The sequence below is a fragment of the Hymenobacter duratus genome (assembly GCF_014698995.1).
Classification (GTDB): Bacteria; Bacteroidota; Bacteroidia; order Cytophagales; family Hymenobacteraceae; genus Hymenobacter; species Hymenobacter duratus.
This window is the reverse complement of record NZ_JACWZZ010000004.1, coordinates 122,855-144,284: the sequence shown is the minus strand read 5'-3', so window position 1 is coordinate 144,284 and position 21,430 is coordinate 122,855. Positions and strand designations below refer to the sequence as shown.

Sequence of the window (21,430 nt, the reverse complement as noted above, 5' to 3'; positions counted from 1 at the left end):
GCTGCAGCCTCCAATGGTTGTAGCGGGCTTGTTTTGTGTTCGGCTACTTGAGAGAAACGGCTAAGTAAGTAGAACCAGTAGCAGGCTGATGCTAAGGCAGCACCACGACTTATGTTCTCCAGAGGCCGACTCTGACCCGTCAAAGCTCAGCCGTAAGGAAAGGGCGTACTTCTTTAGTATAGATATCTTCTCCAATATTGCTTGGCAGTTCCGCTATTGTTTACCTCCCGCTATGATTTCGCCACAGCCGCTGGCCGGCAGTTCCAATGATTCTGTTTTTGACCGTATTGCACTGAGCCTGTCCGGCGGCGGCTTTCGGGCTTCGGCCTACAGCTTGGGCACCCTGAAAGCCCTGTACCAACTGGGGCTGCTGGAGCAGGTACACATGCTCTCTACTGCGTCCGGCGGCACTATCACAGGGGCCTATTATGCCATGCGCCGCAAGTCCGGCCATACCTTCCCCGACATCTACCACGACTTCTACAAGCTGCTGGAGCAGGACGCTATATTGCCCCAGGCACTAGCCCAGTGGGAAGCCGGCATGCGGGCGGGTGGCACCCAGTACAAGCTCATCCAGGCTTTTGCGGAGACCTACAACCAGCACCTATATGGTGAAGCGCGACTGGGCATGTTCTGGGAGCCCGACGCGTCGGCGCAGGCTCCTTTCCATTTGCAAAGCCTCATCTTCGGTGCCACGGAAATGTATTCGGGCCTAGCATTCCGCTTCCAGCATAGCGCCTATCTACCAGCCCCTAAAGGCAAAACCCGCGAAACCTATGCCATCGGCAACGGCAACGTGAGCCTTCCCGCCGAACACGCCCGCAAGCTGCGCCTCGGAGATGTAGTGGCTGCTTCCTCGTGCTTTCCCGGCGGGTTTGAGCCGCTGGTGCTGCCCGATGACTTCTTTCCCGGCAGCCCACCCACTCAGCTGCTGACCAAGGGCGGCCGGCGCACTTCCGACCGGGTGGCGCTACTCGATGGCGGCATTTATGACAACCAGGGAATCGACAGCCTGCTGGTGGCTAATGAGCGCAACAGCCGCCACTTAGAGCAGGTGCAGCTTAGCCACTCGGCCCAGCAGGCGGCACTGCTGCAGCCGACCACGCTGTTTCTGGTGGCCGATGTCGGGGGCGCTGACAAGGATATCTACCAACCACCCCTGCCACTATCTCACGCTGCCTGGGCCCCTAAACTGTGGCAACTGGCTTTGCTGCTGGTCGTGCTGGTGGCTGGGTTGGGGCTAGGTGCCTGGCAGCTACATGGGGCCGGCACTTCCCCGTTTTTCAGTGGTGTGCTGGCTGGCCTGGGAACGGTGGGCGCCCTCGGGCTGCTGGTAGCGGGCTGGGGAATTGGCAAGCTCCGCCGGCTGCTGCACAGCCAGAGCCCAAACCTCCCGGACTGGGTATTGCCGCGGCTGGCCCGCTTATCCGTGCCGCAGCTCAGGCAGCTGTTGGTCCTGCGGCTCGGCAGTACCCTCAAGCTCCTGACCTCGGTATTTATGCGCCGGGTACGCAGCCAGAACTACGAGCAGCTGTATCGGCAGCCCGGCGGGAGCAAGCCGGCTTATCAGATTGTGAGCAGCATCATCGGCGCCATTGCCAACGACTTCGAGCTTCAGACGGATAGGATAAGCAAGAAGCAAAAGAAGGAGGTTCCGAAAAAGCCTCGGGTCAGACAGCAGCTGGCCGCCGTATTTCCCACCATCGACAGCGCGCGGAAGATGGGCACGACGCTCTGGTGGCAGCAGGACAAGTGGCGCCTGCCGGCTATTGTAGCCAGCGCCGAAATTACGCTTTGCTACCAGCTGTTGCGGCGGTTCGAGAAATACCCGCCCCGGCCCGACTCCCGTGAGGCAGAAGTGCAGCGCCGGGCTCAACTGCTCTGGGACGTCTACCAGCGCGGTGGCCCCAACTATCTGGTTCCGCTGGCGGCTATGCCGGTGCTGCAGGATGCCAGTGGTACGGTAGAACAGGTTCTTTCCACTTCGGAATGTTAATCAGACCGATGCGCGTCTGGCTTCCACTGCCGGGCATCTTCCCTGCTGCTGCCCGGTAAGTTTCCGGTCGGCACTTGGCGGCACCTGCGTCTTTCTGCGTAATTTTGAGCTTTTTCCAGTTTCTGCTCCTTCCGGAGCGGCTCATGTTGTGGTCCAAAGGATAGCCACCTTTCACCTGTTCTATGTCTGATTTACTTCGTGAGATTGAGGTACTGCTGCCTCCTTCTGTCGCCTACGACGAGTTTGCCCGCTACCGGGCCCTGCTGGAAGCGGCCGGCCTGCATCCCGGCCAGGCCGATTTCGTACACCTGCGCAAACGCTCCATTGATGCGCGCGGCCGCCAGCCGCTGGTTCGCCTGCGCGCCGACATCTACCAGACGCCCCCGCCCGCCGACCTGTTCGGCCCGTGGTTTCAGTACCCGGATGTCAGCCGGGCGCGCCGCTCGGTTATTATCGTCGGGGCCGGCTCGGCGGGGCTCTTCGCCGCGTTGCGCTGCATCGAGCTGGGCCTGAAGCCGATTGTATTGGAGCGCGGCAAAGATGTGCGCACCCGCCGCCGCGACCTGGCCGCGCTTAATAAGGAGCACCTCGTCAACCCCGACTCCAACTATTGCTTCGGCGAAGGCGGCGCGGGCACCTATTCCGACGGTAAGCTCTATACTCGCGCCACCAAGCGCGGCGACGTCGGCCGCATTCTGCGCCTGTTGGTGCAGCACGGCGCCACCCCCGATATTCTGGTGGATGCCCACCCGCACATCGGCACCAACAAGCTGCCCTACGTGGTGGCCGCACTGCGCGAAAGTATCCGGCAGGCCGGCGGCGAAGTGCGCTTCGAAACCCGCGTCGACGACCTGATTCTGGAAAACAACCACCTGCGCGGCGTCGTGACGGCCAGCGGCGAAGCCCTGGAAGCCGATGCTGTGATTCTGGCCACCGGCCACTCGGCCCGCGACATTTACGAGCTGCTGCACCGGCGCGGCGTGCTTATTGAGGCCAAGCCGTTTGCGCTGGGCGTGCGCGTCGAGCACCAGCAGGAGTTGATTGACCGCGCCCAGTACCGCCTGAGTGAGCGGGGTGATTTGCCGGCCGCGTCCTACGCGCTGGTGCACCAGACGCAGGTGCAGGGCCGGCAGCGGGGCGTGTTTTCGTTCTGCATGTGCCCCGGCGGCTTTATCGTGCCCTCGGCTACGGCGCCCGGCGAGGTGGTGGTGAACGGCATGAGCCCCAGCCGCCGCGACTCCCGCTTTGCCAACTCGGGCATTGTGGCCGCCGTTGAGCTCGAAGACATGGACCTGCGCCAGTACGGGTCCCTGGCAGGGCTGCGGCTGCAGCAGCAAATAGAGCAGCGCGCCTGCCGCTTGGCCGGCAACACCCAGTTGGCCCCCGCCCAGCGTCTCGGCGACTTCCTGAAAGGCAGCGTGTCGGCGGAGCTACTGGAAACCAGCTACCAGCCCGGTTTGGTGCCCGTGGCCATGGATGAGGTGCTGGGCACTGGCTTGGCCGAGCGGCTGCGCCAAGGCTTCCGCAATTTCGGGCAGAAGATACCGGGCTACGCCACCAATGCCGCTCAGATTGTGGGCGTGGAAAGCCGCACCTCCTCTCCCGTGCGTATTCCGCGCGACCGGGACACGCTGCAGCACCCCGAGGTGCGCGGCCTGTTTCCGTGCGGCGAGGGCGCGGGCTACGCCGGCGGCATTGTGTCGGCCGCCATGGACGGCGAGCGGTGCGCAGAGGCAGCGTTGGCAGCCATTGCGGCGAAATAACCGTTAAAAGGCGACGAACCGCGTCGTCCGGCAGCGCAGCAAACCTGCTTGGCAGTCTTTAGGACGATGCTCTTACTGCAACTCCCATGAAAAAGACCTTAGTTCTCGGCGCGAGTGACAACCCGTCCCGCTATTCCTACCAAGCAGTGCACCGGCTGCAGCGCCACGGCCACGAAGTAGTGCCGGTCGGCATCCGCAAAGGCCAGGTTGGCGGGCTCGATATCCGCCTCGACCGGCCCGCCGCCAACGATGTGGACACGGTGACGCTCTACGTAGGCCCCCAGAACCAGCCCGCCTGGTACGACTACATTCTGGACCTCAAGCCCAAGCGCATCATCTTCAACCCCGGCACCGAAAACCCGGAACTGGAGCGGATGGCCCAGGAGCGCGGCATCCGGACAGAAGAAGGCTGCACGCTGGTTATGCTCTCGGTAGGCCAGTATTAGACACCAACTAGGTATGCATTGCCAAAGGAAAAGCGGACCTCTAGCGGGGGCCGCTTTTCTTTTGAGTTGAAACCACAAAGCAACACTCAATCAAAAATATAAGTTATTTTTAATATTACTTAAGTACATATTTTTAGTTGAATTATTTTAATTATATATTTCTATTCGCTACGTGAGCTTGCAGTAGCTCGATTCTCCACTATCCCACTCCTTTTCGTTATGGCTGGCCGTTTCAAAAAGTTGACGCTGGCCGAGTTTACCGCGCTGGTAAACCGGTTCCCGTTCACCCGCCGCATCAATGCCGTGCACATGCACCATACCTGGCGGCCCAACCACGCCCAGTACCAGGGCGAAGCCAGCATCGAGGCCATGTGGCGCTACCACACCCAGACCAACGGCTGGAGCGACATTGCCCAGCACGTCACCATCGGGAAGGACGGCTCCATCTGGACGGGGCGCAACTGGAACCAAGCCCCGGCCAGCGCCTCCGGCCACAACGGCAACAGCCAGCTCGGGCCTTTCATGTTTGAGATGGTCGGCGACTTCGACAAAGGCAAGGACCCGTTTGGGGGTGCCCAGCGGGAGGCCGCGCTGCACGTGGTAGCGCACATTCTACACCGCTTCGGGCTGCCGGCCAAGGCCCTGCACTTCCACCGCGAAATGTCGACCAAAACCTGCCCCGGCTCCGGCATCGACTACGACAAAACCCTGGCCGATGTAAAAGTCATCATGGCAAAGCTAGGCCGCCGGGAAGCGCCGATACTGGCCGAAGCGGACGGCGTGGCCGAAGGGCTGCTGGCATTGCTCCAGGAACCAGATACGCTGCCACCCACTGCTACCCGCAGTCTGCTGCGGATGCCTGAGGAAGGCGAGCTGGAAGAGGAAACCATGGACGCCCGCGAAATTGCGCTTCTTACCCAGCCTGAGGGCAGCCGGGGCCTGTTCGGGCCGCCGCCGCTGCCGGCCGCTACCGTGGAGCTGCTTCGCTCCCACGTCATCAATCTGGAGCAGGGCGGCTTTTCCGATAAGGGCGAGTTCAGCACCACACCAGCCGATGTGGATGCCATTTTTGGATGGCGGCTGGAGCAGGCCCTGCGCGAGGCCCAGCAGGCCGGCCGCCCGCTGCAGCTACTCTTTTATGCCCACGGCGGGCTGGTAGCTGAGCGTACCGGCCTCGACAGCGCGGCCCGCTATATTCCATGGTGGACGCAGAACCACATCTACCCCATCTATTTCGTGTGGGAAACGGGCCTGATGGGCACACTAGGCGCCTTGTTGCGCGGGCAACGCCGTCGGGCCGCCGCCACGCGCGGCGTCACGGACTGGACCGACACGCTGGTGGAAAACGCCGTGCGTGCCCCCGGCCGACCCATTTGGAAAAACATGAAAGACAGCGCTGAGTGGGCCGCCACGCCCGGTGGCGGCAGCCACTATGTAGCTCAGCAGTTGCTGGCGTTCTGCCGGCGCCACACGGCCGCCCTGGCCGAGGGCAGCATCCGGCTGCACGCCGTGGGCCACAGTGCCGGCTCTATTTTCCATGCGCATTTCCTGCCGCTGGCCTGGCACATGGGCGTGCCGGCCTTCCGGACACTGCACCTACTGGCTCCCGCCATTCGGGTAGACGAGTTCCGGAAGCGGCTGGCCGGGCAGGTGGGCGGTAACGCTGGCCACCTGACGCTGTACACGATGCGCGACACGCTGGAGCGCGACGACCAGTGCGGCGGCGTGTACCGCAAGTCGCTGCTGTATCTGCTCTACTACGCCCTCGAATCGGAGCGGGACACGCCCATTCTGGGGCTGGACAGCTCGCTGCGCAACGATGAGGAAATGCGCCGCCTGCTGGGCCTCAACGGGCAGCCGAACCAGGCGGCCCGGGTAGTCTGGTCGCAGACCAAGGAAGCGTCGGGGCGCAGTTCCAGCACCAGCACCACCCACGGCGGCTTCGACGACGACGCGGCCACGATGGAAAGCGTAGCGCGCCGGGTGCTGGAGCAGGATACCATTGTGCCCTTCCCCAAACCCCGTGCCCTCCCCGACCCCTGGACCGAACCAGTGGCGCTGCCGGAAGCGCTGCTTCTGCTGGCTCAGGAGCAACTGCTTCAACAGGCGGCCAGCGCGGCAGGTACCGTCTCGGGTGTTGCTGCTGAAACGGCCGCCGTTCAGACACCTGTAGTGCCCTTGGCTTCGCCCAACGGCCACAGCCATAACGGCCATCATGCCAATGGCCACAGCACCAGCAGCCCCGATACCGAGCCTGCGGCGGCAGATGACAAAGCGCCTACTAACCGGCGGCGTGCCCTGTGCATTGGCATCGATAATTACCCCGATGCACCGCTGATGGGATGCGTGGCCGACGCCCGGCAATGGGAAGGCACGCTGGCAAAAATGGGCTTCCGCACGCAGCTGCTGGTGAATGCCCAGGCGACTCGCGCCGCCATTCTGGAGCGCCTCACCGACCTGGTAACCACCAGCAAAGCCGGCGACATTGTGGTGGTGCAGTACGCCGGCCACGGCACGCAGGTACCCGACCAGGACGGCGACGAGCGAACCGACGAAAACCAGCTCGACACGCAGGACGAGGCCCTGTGCGCCTACGACTACAACGACGGCGGCCTGATTCTGGACGACGACCTGCGGGACGTGTTCCGGCTGATTCCGGATGGCGTGAACGTGACCTGCTTTATGGATTGCTGCCACTCGGAAAGCAACACCCGCAAAGCGGTATTTGGGCGGCAGCCGGCCAACGCCCGCAAACGCTACATGCGCCTGCCTGACAAGGCCCGCCAGAACTTTCTGAGCAAGCACCCTAAAGCTGCGGCCCGCTCCCGGGCAGCCACCGGCAAGCCGGAAGGCGGCCGGGAGCTGCTGCGGGCCGTAAATTTCACGGCCTGCAAGGCCACGGAGTATGCCTACGAGGTGAACGGCCAGGGCTTGTTCACAAGTATTGCGCTGCCGCTACTGCAGACGCCCGCCGAAAGCCGCACCCACCGGCAGTTCATGAGTCAGATTGAGGCGGCCTTCGCCAACGTCGGCTACGAGCAGCACCCCACCATCGACTGCACCGACGAGGCCCAGAACTTTCTGCTGCTGCAGGCCCTCCGCCCGGAACACGCGTAACCGCACCAGGCCACCATCCAGAGCCATAGCCGGCTCCGGATGGTGGTGCCTGTCGTCACCCGCCCTACCCTGCCGATGAGCACCTCTCCCATCCATCCGCTGTGGCCGCAGCCGCTGCTCGACCTGTGCCAGGTGGTGGCCCACAACCAAGCCCAGACCAGCCCGCCACTTCCCCAGGAATACCAGTTGCGGCAGTATTTCGGCGACGAGGAGTTTCAGTACCTGAGCGGCCTCATCCTGAAAAACGAGCTGCTGAAGCCCAACGGCCAGGACACGCCCACCAGCCAGCCACCCCGGGAGGCCGTGGTGGTGCTGCCCGATTTTATGGGCTCCGAGCTGCATATCGATGGCAAGCCGTTCTGGCTTAACCTGGATGCTATTACGGGCGGGCTCAACAAGCTGAAAGTCTACCACGAAGTAGACCGGAGCAAGGAGAAGTGGCCGGACCCGATGCCGCAGGTGACAGTGGGCGGACCCGACCTGCGCCTCTACGCCCGCGCCATTCTCACGCTGGCCCGCTACTGGGAAGTACACGTATTTGCCTATGACTGGCGCCTGAGCCTGGAGCACAGCGCCAAAGAGCTATCAGCTTTCCTGCAGCAGCGTGGCCTGGCCGAACGCCCGCTGCGGCTGGTAGCGCACGGCTCCGGTGGGCTGCTGGCCCGCTGCTTTGTGCGCCGGAATGCCAGCCAGTGGTACCCAGCCCACGGCAACGCCCAGGACAACCGCCTCGTGATGGTGGGCACGCCCAACGAAGGCACTTACTGGGCCGTGCAGCTCCTGACCGGCGCCGACAAGCTGGTGCGCTGGCTCGATAAGCTGGACCTGCACAACAGCCTGCCCGATGTGCTGCGCATCTTCAACTCGTTTCCGGCAACGTATGAGCTGCTGCCGCCCCGCGACCAGCTGGAGGGCGTGGCCAAGGAGCTTTACCAGCGCGGTACCTGGGTGCCGCTGCCCGTGCGCAAGCACCTGCTGGAAAGCGCCTGCCACCTGCACGAGAAGCTGGCCGGCCAGCCCAATTCCCTCGACCGGGGCAGCATGGTGGCCATTATGGGTTGCAACCAGCCCACTATCCACCGGCTGGATGTGGTATCGACGGGCGAGTTCCGGTTTCATGAGACGCTGCACGGCGACGGCCGGGTGGCGTTTCGGGTGGCAGCGGCAGCGACGGATGAAACAGACGAAGCACCAGCCAGTAATGCGCTGGCTGACATTCCTACGTACTATGTAGATGAGAGCCACGGCAGCCTGCTGCGCAACCCGCTGGTGCTGAAATCGGTGGGCGAAATCCTGTATAACCAGCGCACGTCCACCCTCCCGACCCGGCCCATCATTACGCGCACCCTCACGCAGCGCGAGAAGCATTGGCACCGCCCCATTGGCGAAGACCTGGCCGGCACCGGACTCGAAGCCATTGCTGAGCGCCTGGCCCCTTCCCGCAACAAGCAGAAAAAAGAGGAGTTGCCCGCCGAATATCTGGCCGCCGAAGAAGCCTTAGTGCGTGCCGCAGCCGGCGAGGCCAACCCAACCCTGCGTCTCGATAACCTGCCTTCGGATGCCACCCGCACCATCGAGCTCCACAAAAAAGTAACGATACGGGTGCTGCAGCAGGATATCCGGCAGGTAGATACGGACCTGCTGCTGGTGGGCCGCTACGTGGGTGCGCCGCTCACCAACCGCCTCCTGGACCTGGACCGGGCGCTGGATTCCTGGATTCGGCGGGCCGTAGATCAGGGCCTGCTCAGCGCTGAGCTGGGCAAGGTGTTTTACCTGCCCCGTCCTGCCGGCGCGGCCGGATCGGTGGGCGTGAAGGCCCGCGCGCTGCTGCTGCTGGGCATGGGCGAGGAAGGCTATTATTCCCACCACGACCTACGTTTTCTGATGAGCAACGCCAGTTTCACGGCGGCCTCCCTGGGAATACTGCGGTTCGCGGCCGTAGTGCTGGGCACCCGTGGGCGCGAAGGGCGTGGTGGCCTGAGTGAGGAAGGCGCGCTGGTGAGCTTTCTGCAGGGTGTGGCGGAAGGGCTGGACCGCTGCGGCCCCACCAACGGCTCGGGGCCGCTGGCCCTCGACATTACCCTTATTGCGCGCGACAAAGCCCAATTCGACCGGCAGGTGGAGTTTTTCAGCCGGACGGCCGCCACCAACCGCGACCTAGTGGATGGGCTGGACCTGCTGTTTCGGAAAGACGAATGCCGCGCCGACAACTTCACCACCCCGCCCCCGGATGCACCCAAACCGAGCCTGCCCGGCGACCTGCCCAAGCCTGACCGGGGCCCGCGCATCACCATTGAGCGGGACGGCACGCGCTACCGCTTCACGGCCCTGATAGACGGCGCCGTGATACCGGTGCGGGAGCTGGACGTGCAGCCTTACTTCCCGAGCACGCTGCCCGGCCGGCTCATGGATGCCGTGATGCTGCGGGAGCAGGAAACCTACGGCGAGCTGATGTCGACGCTGCTGTTTCCGCTGGACTTTCAGGACTATTTTGCCGAGCCGCTCACGTTTGTGCTGGACCGCAGCACAGCCAGCCTGCCCTGGGAAATGGCCTGTTTCGCGCAGTTGCAGAACCGCATGGCCAACGAGGGCCGGACGCCCGGCGCCCGCCGCTCCCTGAGCCGGCAGTTACAGCTGGCCCGCCAGTTCCGGACCATGCTTTCACCCAAGCCCGGCATTCCGCCGCCCCGCAACCGCAGCCTGCGCGTGCTCGTCATTGCGGATCCTGCGCCGGAGCCGGAGCTACAGCTACCTGGAGCCCGCCGCGAAGGCCGGGCCGTAGTGGAAATGCTCAGCACCATCAAAGCATTTCTGAACCGGCTACAACCGGCCCACGCGGCCACCATTAAGCTGGATGTGGTGGAGCGAATTGGCGAGGCCGAGTGTGATTTCCTGGAAATCATGGCGCTGATTCTCAACGGTAGCTTCGACGTGATTCACTTCGCCGGCCACGGTATTTTTACTCCCGACGACCCCAACCGCCAGGGCTGGGTGTTCGGGCGCGACCGGGTGCTGACGGCCCGCGAGATATTCCGGGCCCGGCACGTACCGCGGCTGGTTTTTGCCAACGCCTGTTTCTCATCGGTGATTCGGGAAGGTACCCCGTTTGCGGCCGAAGAGCTGAACGGTAGCCTGGCGGGCATTGCAGAAGCATTTTTCGAGCGGGGCGTGCGCAACTACCTCGGCACCGGCTGGCCTGTGAATGACGACCTAGCCCTGGCCTTTGCCCGTGAATTCTATGCGCAGGTGCTGGTGGGCCAGTCGGCAGGCACATTGCTTAATTACTCCAGCTTTAGTCCGCAGGAAATGAACGGCAGCACCACTCCTGACGGCACCCAACCGGAGGCGAGTGGCAGTCAGCCTTCAACTCTAGGCAAAGCCATTGCCTCGGCCCGCAACTGCATTTATAGCAGCGGTGGCTCTACCTGGGGCGCCTATCAGCACTACGGCCAGGCCACCGACTACCTGCTCAACTGGCGCCCCTGATATTTTTGGCGCGGCATCCGGCCACTTTCTTTTCGGCAACTATCTGCATTCTGGCGGAATGTGCTGAAAAGTGAGTGGTCTTTTTATGCATTTATATTGGTTCATTCACTTTGGCTTACCATATACCACCAAGTGTAAATACTTGGTGTACAATTACATGAAGAACACATTCAGAAAGCGCATAAAAAATTCAGCAGGAAAGTCAGCCGCTGAGGCAACCGCCCCCGGAAAGGTTGCATCTACCCCATCAAACGCTCTGCTCCTGACGCAAACCTTACCTTCGAACCTGTGACTGACGCTGACCTCATCACTGCCTGCCGCCAAGGCAGCGGCCGTGCCCAGAAGCTGCTCTATGAGCGGTTCGCAGGCCTGATGCTGGGGGTGTGCCTGCGCTACCTGCGCCGCCGCGAGGATGCCGAAGAGGCCATGCTTGGAGGTTTTGCAAAGGTATTTCGGGCCCTCGACCAGTACCGGCACGAAGGCTCGTTTGAGGGCTGGATTCGCCGGATCATGGTGAACGAGGCACTGGGGCAGCTCCGCCGCAAGGAGCCGCTGCACCTGTCCATCGACGACCTCACCTACGACGTGCCGGCCACGGCGGCCACCGCCGAAAGCCAGCTCAACGCCGACGATATGCTGGCCCTGCTCTCGGAGCTGCCGGCCGGCTACCGCACGGTATTCAACCTGTACGCCCTGGAGGGCTACACCCACCCCGAAATCGGCGAGCTGCTCGGTATTTCGGAGGGCACCAGCAAGTCGCAGCTCAGTAAGGCACGGGCCATGCTCCAGCGCCGCCTCGCGGCGGCCAGCCAGCAGGCCGTATCCTCCATCTCCTCACCGAAAGAACTGTATGCAACCGGAAGATATTGATAAGCTGTTTCGCGACCGTCTCGCGGAGCACGCGCCCACCCCGCCTGCCTACCTCTGGAACCAGCTGGAAGAAGAGCTGCAGCCCGAAAAGAAACGCCCCGTGCTCTGGCTGTGGGCGGCCGCGGCCAGCGTGGCACTGCTGCTGGTAAGTGGTGTGCTCTGGCTGCACCTGGGCTCCTCGGTGCCTTCCGGCGAAGGGGCGCTGGCCACTGCGCCTCAACAGAAGACCGCGCAGCCCGCAGCCGCCGCCCAACCCGAAAAAAAATCGGCTGATGCCACGGAAACCCAGGCAACCCCACCTCAGGCGCTTGCATCTACCACCTCGAAAGAAGCCTCTGCTGAAGCCCCCGCTCCTTCCGCCCGCCAGCCCCAGGATGCGCACCTGCCGGCCCGGCAATTGGCCGCCGAGCCGGTTTCGGCAAACCGCTCCAAGCGTACTGCTGCTTCCAAAGCCCTAGACAATGCGCCGGCTCCTGAAGCCCTAGCTACTGCCCTCCCAAAAACGCAACCGGAGCGTATTTCGGAGCCAGTGGAAGCCCCTTCAGTACCGCGTCAGGCTACGGCGCTGGCTGCTACCGGCCCGATTGAGGTGGAAGTCCGCCGCAGTGATGCGGAAACGGCCGTGGCCACGGCCGCTCACCAGGCAGACTCCGGCCCGCGGCCCCGGTTGGGCCAGCTGCTGCGCCTGGGCCGCAGCGCAGTGCGCGGCGACCGGGTGACTCTGGCTGATGCCGGACTGCCCGAAACCGTGACGGTGCAGGCCCGCGTGGCCGGCCGCACGCTTACCAAAGTGATACAACTCTAATTTTTTTCCTGTCATGAAACGCCTCTCCGCCCTGCTGGCCGCCTTCCTGCTGCTGGTTCTGGCCGCGCCTTGCTCGGCCCACGCTACTGCCCCTGCTCACCTCGACGATACCATTCTGGTGAAACTGCCCAACCAGGCCACCATGACGCTGTTCGTCAAAAACAAGCAGCAGCTCCGCGAGCTGCGCAACTACAAGCTCGACTCGCTGATGATTCTGCTGGATAAGTACATCACCCAAGCAGAAGCCGCCGGCAAGTCGTCGAAGTCGGAGCAGGTGACGATGGAGTTTTACCCTGCCAAAGACCAGCCCGGCAAGCAGGTACCCGAGCAGATCCGCATCACGCTGCACAACGACAATGCCCCGCGCAAAGGCGGCGACAAGGTAGAAGTGAGCATGGGCCGCCTGTTTGGGGTGAAAGTGGAAGAAAATGCCGCCGAAGATGGCAGCGACCGGGTATCGGTGCATCTGGGCAGCACTACCAAAGACGACTCGCTGGCCGCAGCCAAGCGCCAGGCCAAAGCCGACCGGTCGGGCCGTAGCGACTTCAGCATCGACCTGGGCCTGAACGCCCTGGTAAACAAGCAGAATCTGGTAAACGAGCCCAACCTGGACCTGCGCACCATGGGTTCCCGCTACGTCAGCCTGAACTGGCATTACATCCAGCGAATAGGCAGCCGCCGCAGTCCGCTCTACATCATGACCGGTCCGGAGCTGTCGTTCAACAACTACATGCTCGATAACAACAACCGGTTTTTGGCGGCCAACAACACGACGTATGTAGTAAATGACCGGGACCTGAATCTGGAGAAAAGCAAGCTGGCTACGACGGTTATCAACCTGCCCCTGATGCCTGTGCTCAACTTCCGCGACGACAAGCACAACAGTGCGTTCCGCATCGGAGCCGGCGGGTTTGTTGGCTACCGTCTGGCGTCGCACACCAAGATTAAATACGAGCAGGAAGGCAGCACCCGCAAAGACAAAGACCGGGGGTCATACAACCTCGAAGACTTCCAGTACGGTGTGCAGGGCCTGATCGGGCTGCGCAGCGTGACGCTCTTCGCCAAATACAACCTGAATGAGATGTTCAAAGACAACCGCGGCCCGCAGGCCAACGTCCTGAGCTTCGGCATCTCCCTGTCGGACTTCGACTAAGCAACTGTAGCTCCGCAAAGCAAAGAAGCCCTTGACGTTTGCATGTCGAGGGCTTCTTTGCTTTGCGGATCTTCGGCGTGCAGGCCTAATTCACAACCATTTACCCGTTTCGGTGAAAATTATCAAGCAGGATGGCGGCGGAAATGGCCACGTTCAGGCTTTCGGCCTGGCCCCGGCCCGGAATATGCAGCCGCTGGGTCAGGCAGGCTTCCACTTCCGGCGTGAGGCCATGGCTTTCACTACCCATCACCAGCACGCCCTGGGGCTGCAGCGTGAGACCGTGCACATTGTCGCCGTGCAGGTCGGCGCCATACACGGGCAGGCCAGCGGGCAGACTGCTGAGCCAGCCAGGCAACTCGCGCTGCCATACCGGCACCCGTGTAAACGAACCCATGGTAGCGGCCACCGTTTTGGGCGCCCACGGGTCGGCACAGGTTTCGGAGAGCACCACGCCGGGCAGGCCGTACCAGTCGGCCAGGCGAATGAGGGTGCCCAAGTTGCCAGGGTCGCGCACCTGGTCCAGGGCCAGAAACAGGCCACTGGTGGCGCCAGGCAGCAGCGGGGGCTCGGCGGGCAGGCGCGCAATAGCCAGGGCGGTGTTGTTGGTGGCCAGGGTTCCGAGGCGAGTCAGTTCGTCCTCACTGACTACTTCCACAAGGCTTTGCGCAAGCTGAGCAGGTAATTTTAGCGCAAATTCAGCCGTTACAAACACGCGTTCCGTTTGAAGTCCGGAACTTAGCAGCTCCAGCACGCTTTTGCCGCCTTCCACCAGAAAAGCGCCGTGCCGGAGCCGATACTTTTTCAGGTGCAGCGCGTGTACGTATTTTGTCACTGCTTTTGAGACCATATATTGTGCTGAACAGACGCCCCAAAGGGCCTCAGATGATACATAAAACGGGCCGCTACGCCCTGCCGGCCCTGGCTGGCTTTCTACTACTGGCAGCGGGCTGCTCGCCATTGCGCCTGCTGGGGCCCAAGCAGCAGCTGCTGAGCAAGGTGCAGCTTGAGGGAGTAAAGCAGGCTGATGCCGAACGGATTCAGGCCTTGTACCGCCAGAAACCCAACAGCCGCTTTCCGCTGCCAAAACTAGCAATCTATCAGCTAGGACGCGGCTTCTACAACCCCGACCGGCTGCAGCGCAAGCTTGATGACACCCGCGCCCTCTTTGATCAGCGCATTCTGGATGCCCGCCCCGACTCGTCGCAGGTAGGCAAGCTGCTGACCAAGCGCGAGCGGCGCACCCGTCGCCTGCAGCTGGCCCTCGACAAGGGCAATGCCATTATGCGGCTGGGCGAGCCCCCAGTCATCTACGACTCGGCCCTGACGCGCCAGACGGCGGAGCAGATTGCCATCTTCCTTAAATCGAAAGGCTTTTTCCGTAGCCACATGCGCTACACCGACACGCTGGCCGACCGGCGCTTCTCGCTGGGCCGCCTGCTGGGCGGCCCCGACAGCCTGCACCGCCGCCGCGTAACGGTTACGTATACCGTCACGGAAAATGCGCCTTTCCATTACTCGCAGCTCGACTACGACATTGCCGATACGGCCGTGGCACGGCGGGTGCTGGCGTCGCAGCCCGCCACGCTGCTGCACGTCGGCGACCAGTACGACGAGGAAGTAATCGGGCAGGAGCGCGCCCGGATTGAGGCTTTGCTCAAGGACGACGGCTACTTTGATTTTCGCCAGCAGTACATCACGCTGGAGGCCGATACGAGCTACGCCCCCACCACGGTGCGGCTCCGCACCATGGTGGCCAGTCCGGCCACCGAGCTGGCGCACCCGCGCTACACTATTCGGCGGGTGCGCTTCATTACGGATGCCGGCACAGTCCGCTTCGGGCAGAAGCGGGATACCATCGTGCAGGACTCGACTTATTTCCTGGCCTTCCGGCACCGCATCAGCACGCGGCTGCTCAACCGCAAACTGGCCATTCATGCCGGCGACTACTACAACCTGACCAACACGCAGACCACGCAGCGCCAGATCAGCCAGCTCGACGTTTTTCGCTTCACCACAGTGAACTACGTTCGGGTACGCCCCCGCACCGCCGAGGACAGTCTGCGCCATGAGCTGGATGCCGTGGTTTCGGCTTCTCCGGCCAAGCGCTACCAGGAAACCGTGGAATTTGGCGGGACGTACGTGGCAAACCTGCCGGGCCCGTTCGGCAACCTGCGCCTGAAAGCCCGCAACCCGTTCGGCGGGGCCGAAGTGCTGGAACTGGGCCTTCGGGCCGGCTTTGAAGGCCAGTACGAGCTGGCCAGCAACGACGATGAGCAGCAGCTTAAGAGCCAGCTGACTACGCAGCTCGGCGCCAACATCAACCTGGTGCTGCCGCAGTTTCTGGTGCCGTGGCGGAACAGCGGGTTTCTTACCCGCTACAACCCGCGCACCCGCATCAGCATCGGCTACAACTTCGTAAGCCGGCCGGAGTACACCCGCACCAACCTGGAAGGCACTTTTGACTATATCTGGCAGCGGTCGGCTTTTCATCAATACGTTTTCACTCCTGTTGATCTGAGCCTAGTAAACACACCTTATTTAGACCAAGCTTTCTTTAATGAATTAGTTAGCCGGTTTCCCAACCGCCAGGCCGCAGAATTTACATTTAATCGTCAATTTGTCCCAAGCCTAAGTTTCACCTCATTATACAATTCCAACGATTTCAACCAGACTCGTGACGCGCGGTACTTTCGGGTTTTCGCGGAGGTGGGTGGTATCACACGCCCCTTGTACCAGGACCTGCTCAACAAGGATGGCAATGGTATTCGGGTGACGGATTTCTACCGCCTGAATACGGATTACCGACGCTACCATAAACTCGGGCCCAAGTCGTTTTTCGTGTATCGCCTGAACGGAGGCATCGTCCAGCCGCTGCGGCCCAGCAACAGTGTTATTCCTTATGACAAGTACTTCTTCGCGGGCGGCAGCACCAGCGTCCGGGCCTGGAAGCCGCGCCGTCTGGGGCCAGGCACGTTCACGTCGTACGTGCTCGACACCGATGGCGTCACGCCCAAGCGCGACGAGAGTGGCAATCTGATCCGCAACTACAACATCGAGCAGCCAGGCGAACTATTGCTGGAAGGCAGCGTAGAATACCGCTTTCCGCTCTTCGACTTCATCAACGGGGCGGTGTTCACTGACTTCGGCAACGTGTGGGCCCTGCAACCCGACGACCAGCGGCCAGGCGCTCAGTTCAACTTCAACCGCTTCTATCAGGAGTTTGCGGTAGGGTCCGGGTTCGGCCTGCGCTTCGACTTTACGTTCCTCATCCTGCGCCTCGATGTAGCCACCAAAGTCTACGACCCCACGGCGCCCGGCAGCAAGTGGGCTATCCGCAACGCCGGCCTGTTCAAGAGCCAGGACCAGACGGCGTTTAACCTGGGAATCGGGTATCCTTTCTAGGCCTTCGGTCTTCTTCTTTCCCCCTGCAGACTTGCGGCTTACCTACTATCGGTAACGGCTTGGCTGCAGGGGGTTATGCATTATTTTTTGAATTTATTTTGAAAAAAAGCAAGCTAACATCCTGATTGATTACTACTTTTGCCGAATTACCAGCCGTTGTATTTTCCTGGTAATCCACAATTTGAACTTCTTTTTTTCTTTAAATAAATGAAAAAACACTTACGATTGTGTAGTGCAGCTTTCGTTGCGCTGGGTGCCGGGCTGTTCGGGCTGCATGATGGTCATGCGGAGGGTTCCCGGGAACTCACGCCGAATAGCCAATCATTTGCCATGACGGATGTGCGCAACGACCGGTCGGGCTTTCTTATCCACGACTCGAACAACCCGAATCTAGTATCAAAGGGGTTTCTGAAGCCGAGCACCTGGGCCGATGGCGGTACGTTCTCGCCCGACCACCGGCTGTACGTGCGCCTCAATCCCGGCGAAACGCTCAACTACGGCGTGCACCGCATCTACAACGGACAAGGTGTATCAGGTAACAACGCCGGCCGACAGCGCAACCTGATTCTGACGCTGCGCTACGGTGCCAATGCGGGCACCATTGTAAAACAGAGCAAATTGTACCGCGACTCGACCAACAACGCGGCCAACAACAACCTCAACCGTTCCCCACTACTCACCACGGTGAACGGGCTGCCCCAGGCCGGTGTGATTGTCGACGCTCAGCAGAACCAGTTGGGCCCGCAGTCCTTGCTCAACCCACTGGGCTACGTGCCCCTGACCTATACGAACAACACGGGCCAGGCGCAGGATTTCTATATTGAGTTTACCCAGCAGAACGAAGACGCCCTTACCGATAACGGCCGTTTATCGCACTACGATTTCTGGGACTTCACGGTGAAGGATGCCGGAGGAGTTGAAAAGAAAGGCCGGCTGTTCAGCAAATACTGGGCTTTTTCCTCGTACGCGTCTACGGGCAGTGCCGGAGCATTCCAGAACCGGCTGTCGGCTAACTTCAAGATGTACACGCTGATTGAAAGCGCCCAGACGCCCAACCGCTACTACGTGAAGCAGCTGGAGCTGGCCGGTATGCGGCCGCTTGACTTCTTCTTCGTAGCCAATGAGTTTGGTGCTACCTCGGGCACGGGCCGGACTACGGTAGCGCAGCGCCGTCGCAGCCAGACCTCTGACCTAGCCTATCCGCAGTACGCCAACTTTGTGAACGACCCGGACGCCGCTATCTGGCCCAGTGCCCCTGTACCAACGTTCGCCCGGACCTACCAGTCGTTCTGCAACTCTATCCTCAGCCGGGGCTCGGCCGCTTTCACCACTGTCAGCAGTGAAACCGGCAGCGTCAATATCCTCGTTGACCTGAACAACAACGGAGTGAAAGATGGCGACGACGTTCTGATTGAGCAGGTTGTGACGACGGCAGGTGTGCCCGTTACCTCTTCCTGGAATGGCCTGAATGCGTCTAACGCCGCAGTGGCCACCGGCGCCACCGTACGTCTCTCATTCACCAGCACGGGTGCGGCGGTCAACTTCCCCATTTTCGACGCCGAAGGCAACCCCGATGGCTTCCGGGTGCAGAACATCCGGCCTTCCTCGGGTGGCGATGCCTACTACGACCGACTGTACTGGGATGATACGAATCTGACGGCTAACAGCACGACCAACTTCCCGGCATCTCCGGCAGCTCCCGACAACAGCAACCAGCGCCTAGATGGCGTGATATCCGACAACGGCGTACACCGCTGGGGAGATGCCACGAACCAGGCCGGCAATGCCTATATGGTCAATACCTGGACGTATGGCTTTATTTCCGCCGCTAGCGAGCAGGTATACAGCTATAACTACAACTGCGACTTCGACGGCGACGGTGTTGATGATGCGGTTGATGTGGACGACGACAACGACGGTATCAAGGATGTGGATGAGAGCTACGGAGTTAATCCACAGACCTACACGCTCAATGGTGTGGTCAAGACCGATGGTACCGGCGTTCCGATTTATCTGGATGGCGGCTACGTGACCCCGCAGGGCCGTGGCGCATGGCGCGACACGAATGCCGATGGTATGAACGACTACTTCGACATCGACCAGGACGGCATTCCCAATCACCTGGATACCGATTCCGATGGCGACGGCCTGCCGGATGCTATTGAGGCTAACAACGGTAAGCCCGTGGCCAACTACGACCCACGCACCGGGCGCATTACGGGTGCGGTTAGTAATTCTGCCGGTGCCCGCGGTATGCCACAGAACGCCCAGACCAGCAGCAACAGCGGTATTTCCATCTTTGCCAACCTGGACCACGACGGTGACGGCGTACTGGACATCATGGACCGTGACTCGGATAATGATGGCATTGCCGACTTGTTCGAGGTGCAGTCTTCCATCACTGCTCCCGCCGGGCGGGCTGCCGCCGGCAACGGTCTGGCGTTCCGTGCTCCGCTCGGGGCTGATGCCGATGGCGACGGTATCGATAACCGCTTCGACCCCGACTTCAGCGGCTCAACGGCCCTGCTCTACGCCTGGAACTCGTCAACCAATTCCCTGACGAACCCCGGCGCTATAGCCACCCTGCCCGACTACATTGATATGGACGCGGATAACGACGGCTTGCCCGACGGTATTGAGCGCTGGGGAGGCCTGGTTCCGTCCGACTCCGACATTCAGGGTCGTATTCTGGCCGCCATCATTACGGCTGGTGATGCCAACCGTGATGGAATTTTGGATAACCGCCCGCTACAGCCCGGAGCCGGCAATGATGCGTTCCGTGACTCTGACGCCGATGGTATGCCCGACTACCGCGACCTGGATGCCGATAACGACGGCATTCCGGATCAGCTGGAGGCTTCCCGTGGCGTCCTGCTGCCCAATGCAACTTATAACGGCAACTACCCGGCTGCTTATGCCTCCGCCAACGACTCGGATGCCGATGGCATCGTTAATGCCGTTGACCCGGACTCAGGAGCCGGCTACACCTCTATGTTCCTGATCAACTTGGACGGGGACGCGCTGCCGAACTATCTGGATCTGGATTCAGACAACGATGGCATCTCCGACATGCGCGAAGCCAACAGCGGGTCTCTGTTCAACTCGCAGTCGGACCAGGAAGGCCGCATCTATTTCGTTGCCGGCAGCGCCAACGACTCGGACGGCGACGGCCAGCACAACGATGCTGACCCGGACACAACGCCCGCATTCGGTGGCCCAAGCCTAGATACCGACGGTGATGGACGTCCTGACTACCAGGATCTGGATTCGGACAACGACGGTATTCTCGACATTCGGGAAGGACAGTCGACGGCCGGCTACCGCGCCGTAAGCGGCAATGATGCGGATGGCGACGGTATCGACGACAGCTTCGATGCAAGCGGCGGCGGCGTAGTTGTTCCTTACGATGCGCACTACGACGTCACGGGGGTTGTCGATTACATCGACGCCAATGCTGACGACGACCGGTTCCCGGACTGGGTAGAAGGCTTTGACGACAACCACAACGGCCAGTCGGTGGACGACTACAGAAGCCGCGCTGCTGCCTGGACCACTGCGAATCCTGCCCGGGCGGGCTACTACACGCTTTCGGGCATCGGAGCTACGCAGGCGCCTCTATGGATGCTGGATGCCGACAAAGACGGCGTTCCTAACTTCCTGGACTCCTCGGATAACAACGGCTGGTTCCACGATGATAACCGGAACGGTTTGGTTGACCTCTATGACCCGGCCTACGGCGGCTCTCCCTCGTCGTTGCCTAAGCGGGTTGCCACGCAGAGCGACGCCGACTTCCGCCTGCTGACCGTCGTGACCCCCCTGCCCGTGGAACTGATCAGCTTCCAGGCCAAGGCGGCCGGCCGCGACGCGCTGGTAACCTGGGCTACTGCTTCGGAGAAAGACAACGCCCATTTCCTGGTGGAGCGCTCCGCCGACGCCAGCACGTTTGTGGTGGCTGGCACGGTGGAAGGTAAAGGCACCACCAGCCGCCGTTCCGACTACTCGTTCACAGACAAAAACGTGGGCGCTTCCGCGGGCACGCGCTACTACCGCCTCCGCCAGGTAGACCAGGACGGCAAGGAATCCGTGAGTGAGGTGCGGGTGGTCAGCTTCGATGGCAAAGCCACCGTAGCCGCCATTTCGGTGTACCCTTCGCCAACGGTCGACAACGCTACGCTGGATCTGCTGGCCCTGCCAGCGGCCACGTATGCGGTGGAAATCATGGCCGCTGATGGCCGACTGATGACCCGCTTCGAGGCCCAGGGCGGCCGCGAAGTGGCACTCCCGGTGGCTGGCTATGCCAAAGGCACCTACCTGGTGCGCGTAAGCGGCCAGGGCCAGAACTATCTGGTGAAGCTGCTGAAGAACTAGCAGCTCAGTTTTCACAGCCAAACA

Annotated in this window: 11 protein-coding genes; 10 read left to right on the top strand and 1 reads right to left on the bottom strand. The window is 61.6% G+C overall.

The annotated features are described in order from the left end of the window. The first annotated feature begins 232 nt into the window (after positions 1 to 232). The 8 genes from IC231_RS16645 to IC231_RS16610 all read left to right on the top strand — a co-directional run bounded on the left by IC231_RS16645 (position 233) and on the right by IC231_RS16610 (position 13,636). On the top strand, positions 233 to 1,996 hold the full coding sequence (locus IC231_RS16645) for a patatin-like phospholipase family protein (RefSeq protein ID WP_190785627.1): 1,764 nt from the start codon (positions 233 to 235) through the stop codon (positions 1,994 to 1,996). Between the two features lie 182 nt (positions 1,997 to 2,178). Further along, positions 2,179 to 3,759, top strand: coding sequence for an NAD(P)/FAD-dependent oxidoreductase (locus IC231_RS16640; RefSeq protein WP_190785626.1), 1,581 nt, complete (start codon positions 2,179 to 2,181; stop codon positions 3,757 to 3,759). Between the two features lie 86 nt (positions 3,760 to 3,845). Next, positions 3,846 to 4,205 carry a CoA-binding protein gene (locus IC231_RS16635; RefSeq protein WP_190785625.1) on the top strand — a complete coding sequence of 120 codons (360 nt, stop codon included), beginning with the start codon at positions 3,846 to 3,848 and terminating at the stop codon, positions 4,203 to 4,205. 219 nt (positions 4,206 to 4,424) lie between these two features. Continuing rightward, the gene (locus IC231_RS16630) at positions 4,425 to 7,322 is read left to right on the top strand and encodes a caspase family protein (RefSeq protein WP_190785624.1); all 2,898 of its coding nucleotides are present in this window, start codon (positions 4,425 to 4,427) and stop codon (positions 7,320 to 7,322) included. A gap of 75 nt (positions 7,323 to 7,397) precedes the next feature. Further along, a complete protein-coding gene (locus IC231_RS16625) occupies positions 7,398 to 10,808 on the top strand; it encodes a CHAT domain-containing protein (RefSeq protein WP_190785623.1) in 3,411 nt (1,136 codons plus the stop codon). A 288-nt stretch (positions 10,809 to 11,096) separates the two neighbouring features. Further along, on the top strand, positions 11,097 to 11,678 hold the full coding sequence (locus IC231_RS16620; protein WP_190785622.1) for an RNA polymerase sigma factor: 582 nt from the start codon (positions 11,097 to 11,099) through the stop codon (positions 11,676 to 11,678). After that, entirely contained in the window at positions 11,659 to 12,483 is an 825-nt protein-coding gene (locus tag IC231_RS16615; RefSeq protein WP_190785621.1) for a hypothetical protein, read from the top strand. Before IC231_RS16620 ends, IC231_RS16615 begins: the two co-directional genes overlap by 20 nt. A 13-nt stretch (positions 12,484 to 12,496) precedes the next feature. Next, positions 12,497 to 13,636, top strand: a complete 1,140-nt coding sequence (locus tag IC231_RS16610; protein ID WP_190785620.1) for an outer membrane beta-barrel protein — start codon at positions 12,497 to 12,499, stop codon at positions 13,634 to 13,636. Between the two features lie 100 nt (positions 13,637 to 13,736). On the opposite strand, the gene IC231_RS16605 is transcribed toward IC231_RS16610, so the two are convergent. Continuing rightward, entirely contained in the window at positions 13,737 to 14,468 is a 732-nt protein-coding gene (locus IC231_RS16605; protein WP_211539132.1) for a TrmH family RNA methyltransferase, read from the bottom strand. 50 nt (positions 14,469 to 14,518) lie between these two features. Between IC231_RS16605 and tamL the strand changes: the two genes are divergently transcribed. After that, positions 14,519 to 17,038, top strand: a complete 2,520-nt coding sequence (gene tamL / locus IC231_RS16600; RefSeq protein ID WP_190785618.1) for a translocation and assembly module lipoprotein TamL — start codon at positions 14,519 to 14,521, stop codon at positions 17,036 to 17,038. Positions 17,039 to 17,245: 207 nt separating this feature from the next. Next, positions 17,246 to 21,406, top strand: coding sequence for a T9SS type A sorting domain-containing protein (locus tag IC231_RS16595; RefSeq protein ID WP_190785617.1), 4,161 nt, complete (start codon positions 17,246 to 17,248; stop codon positions 21,404 to 21,406). The last annotated feature ends 24 nt before the right edge of the window (positions 21,407 to 21,430 follow it).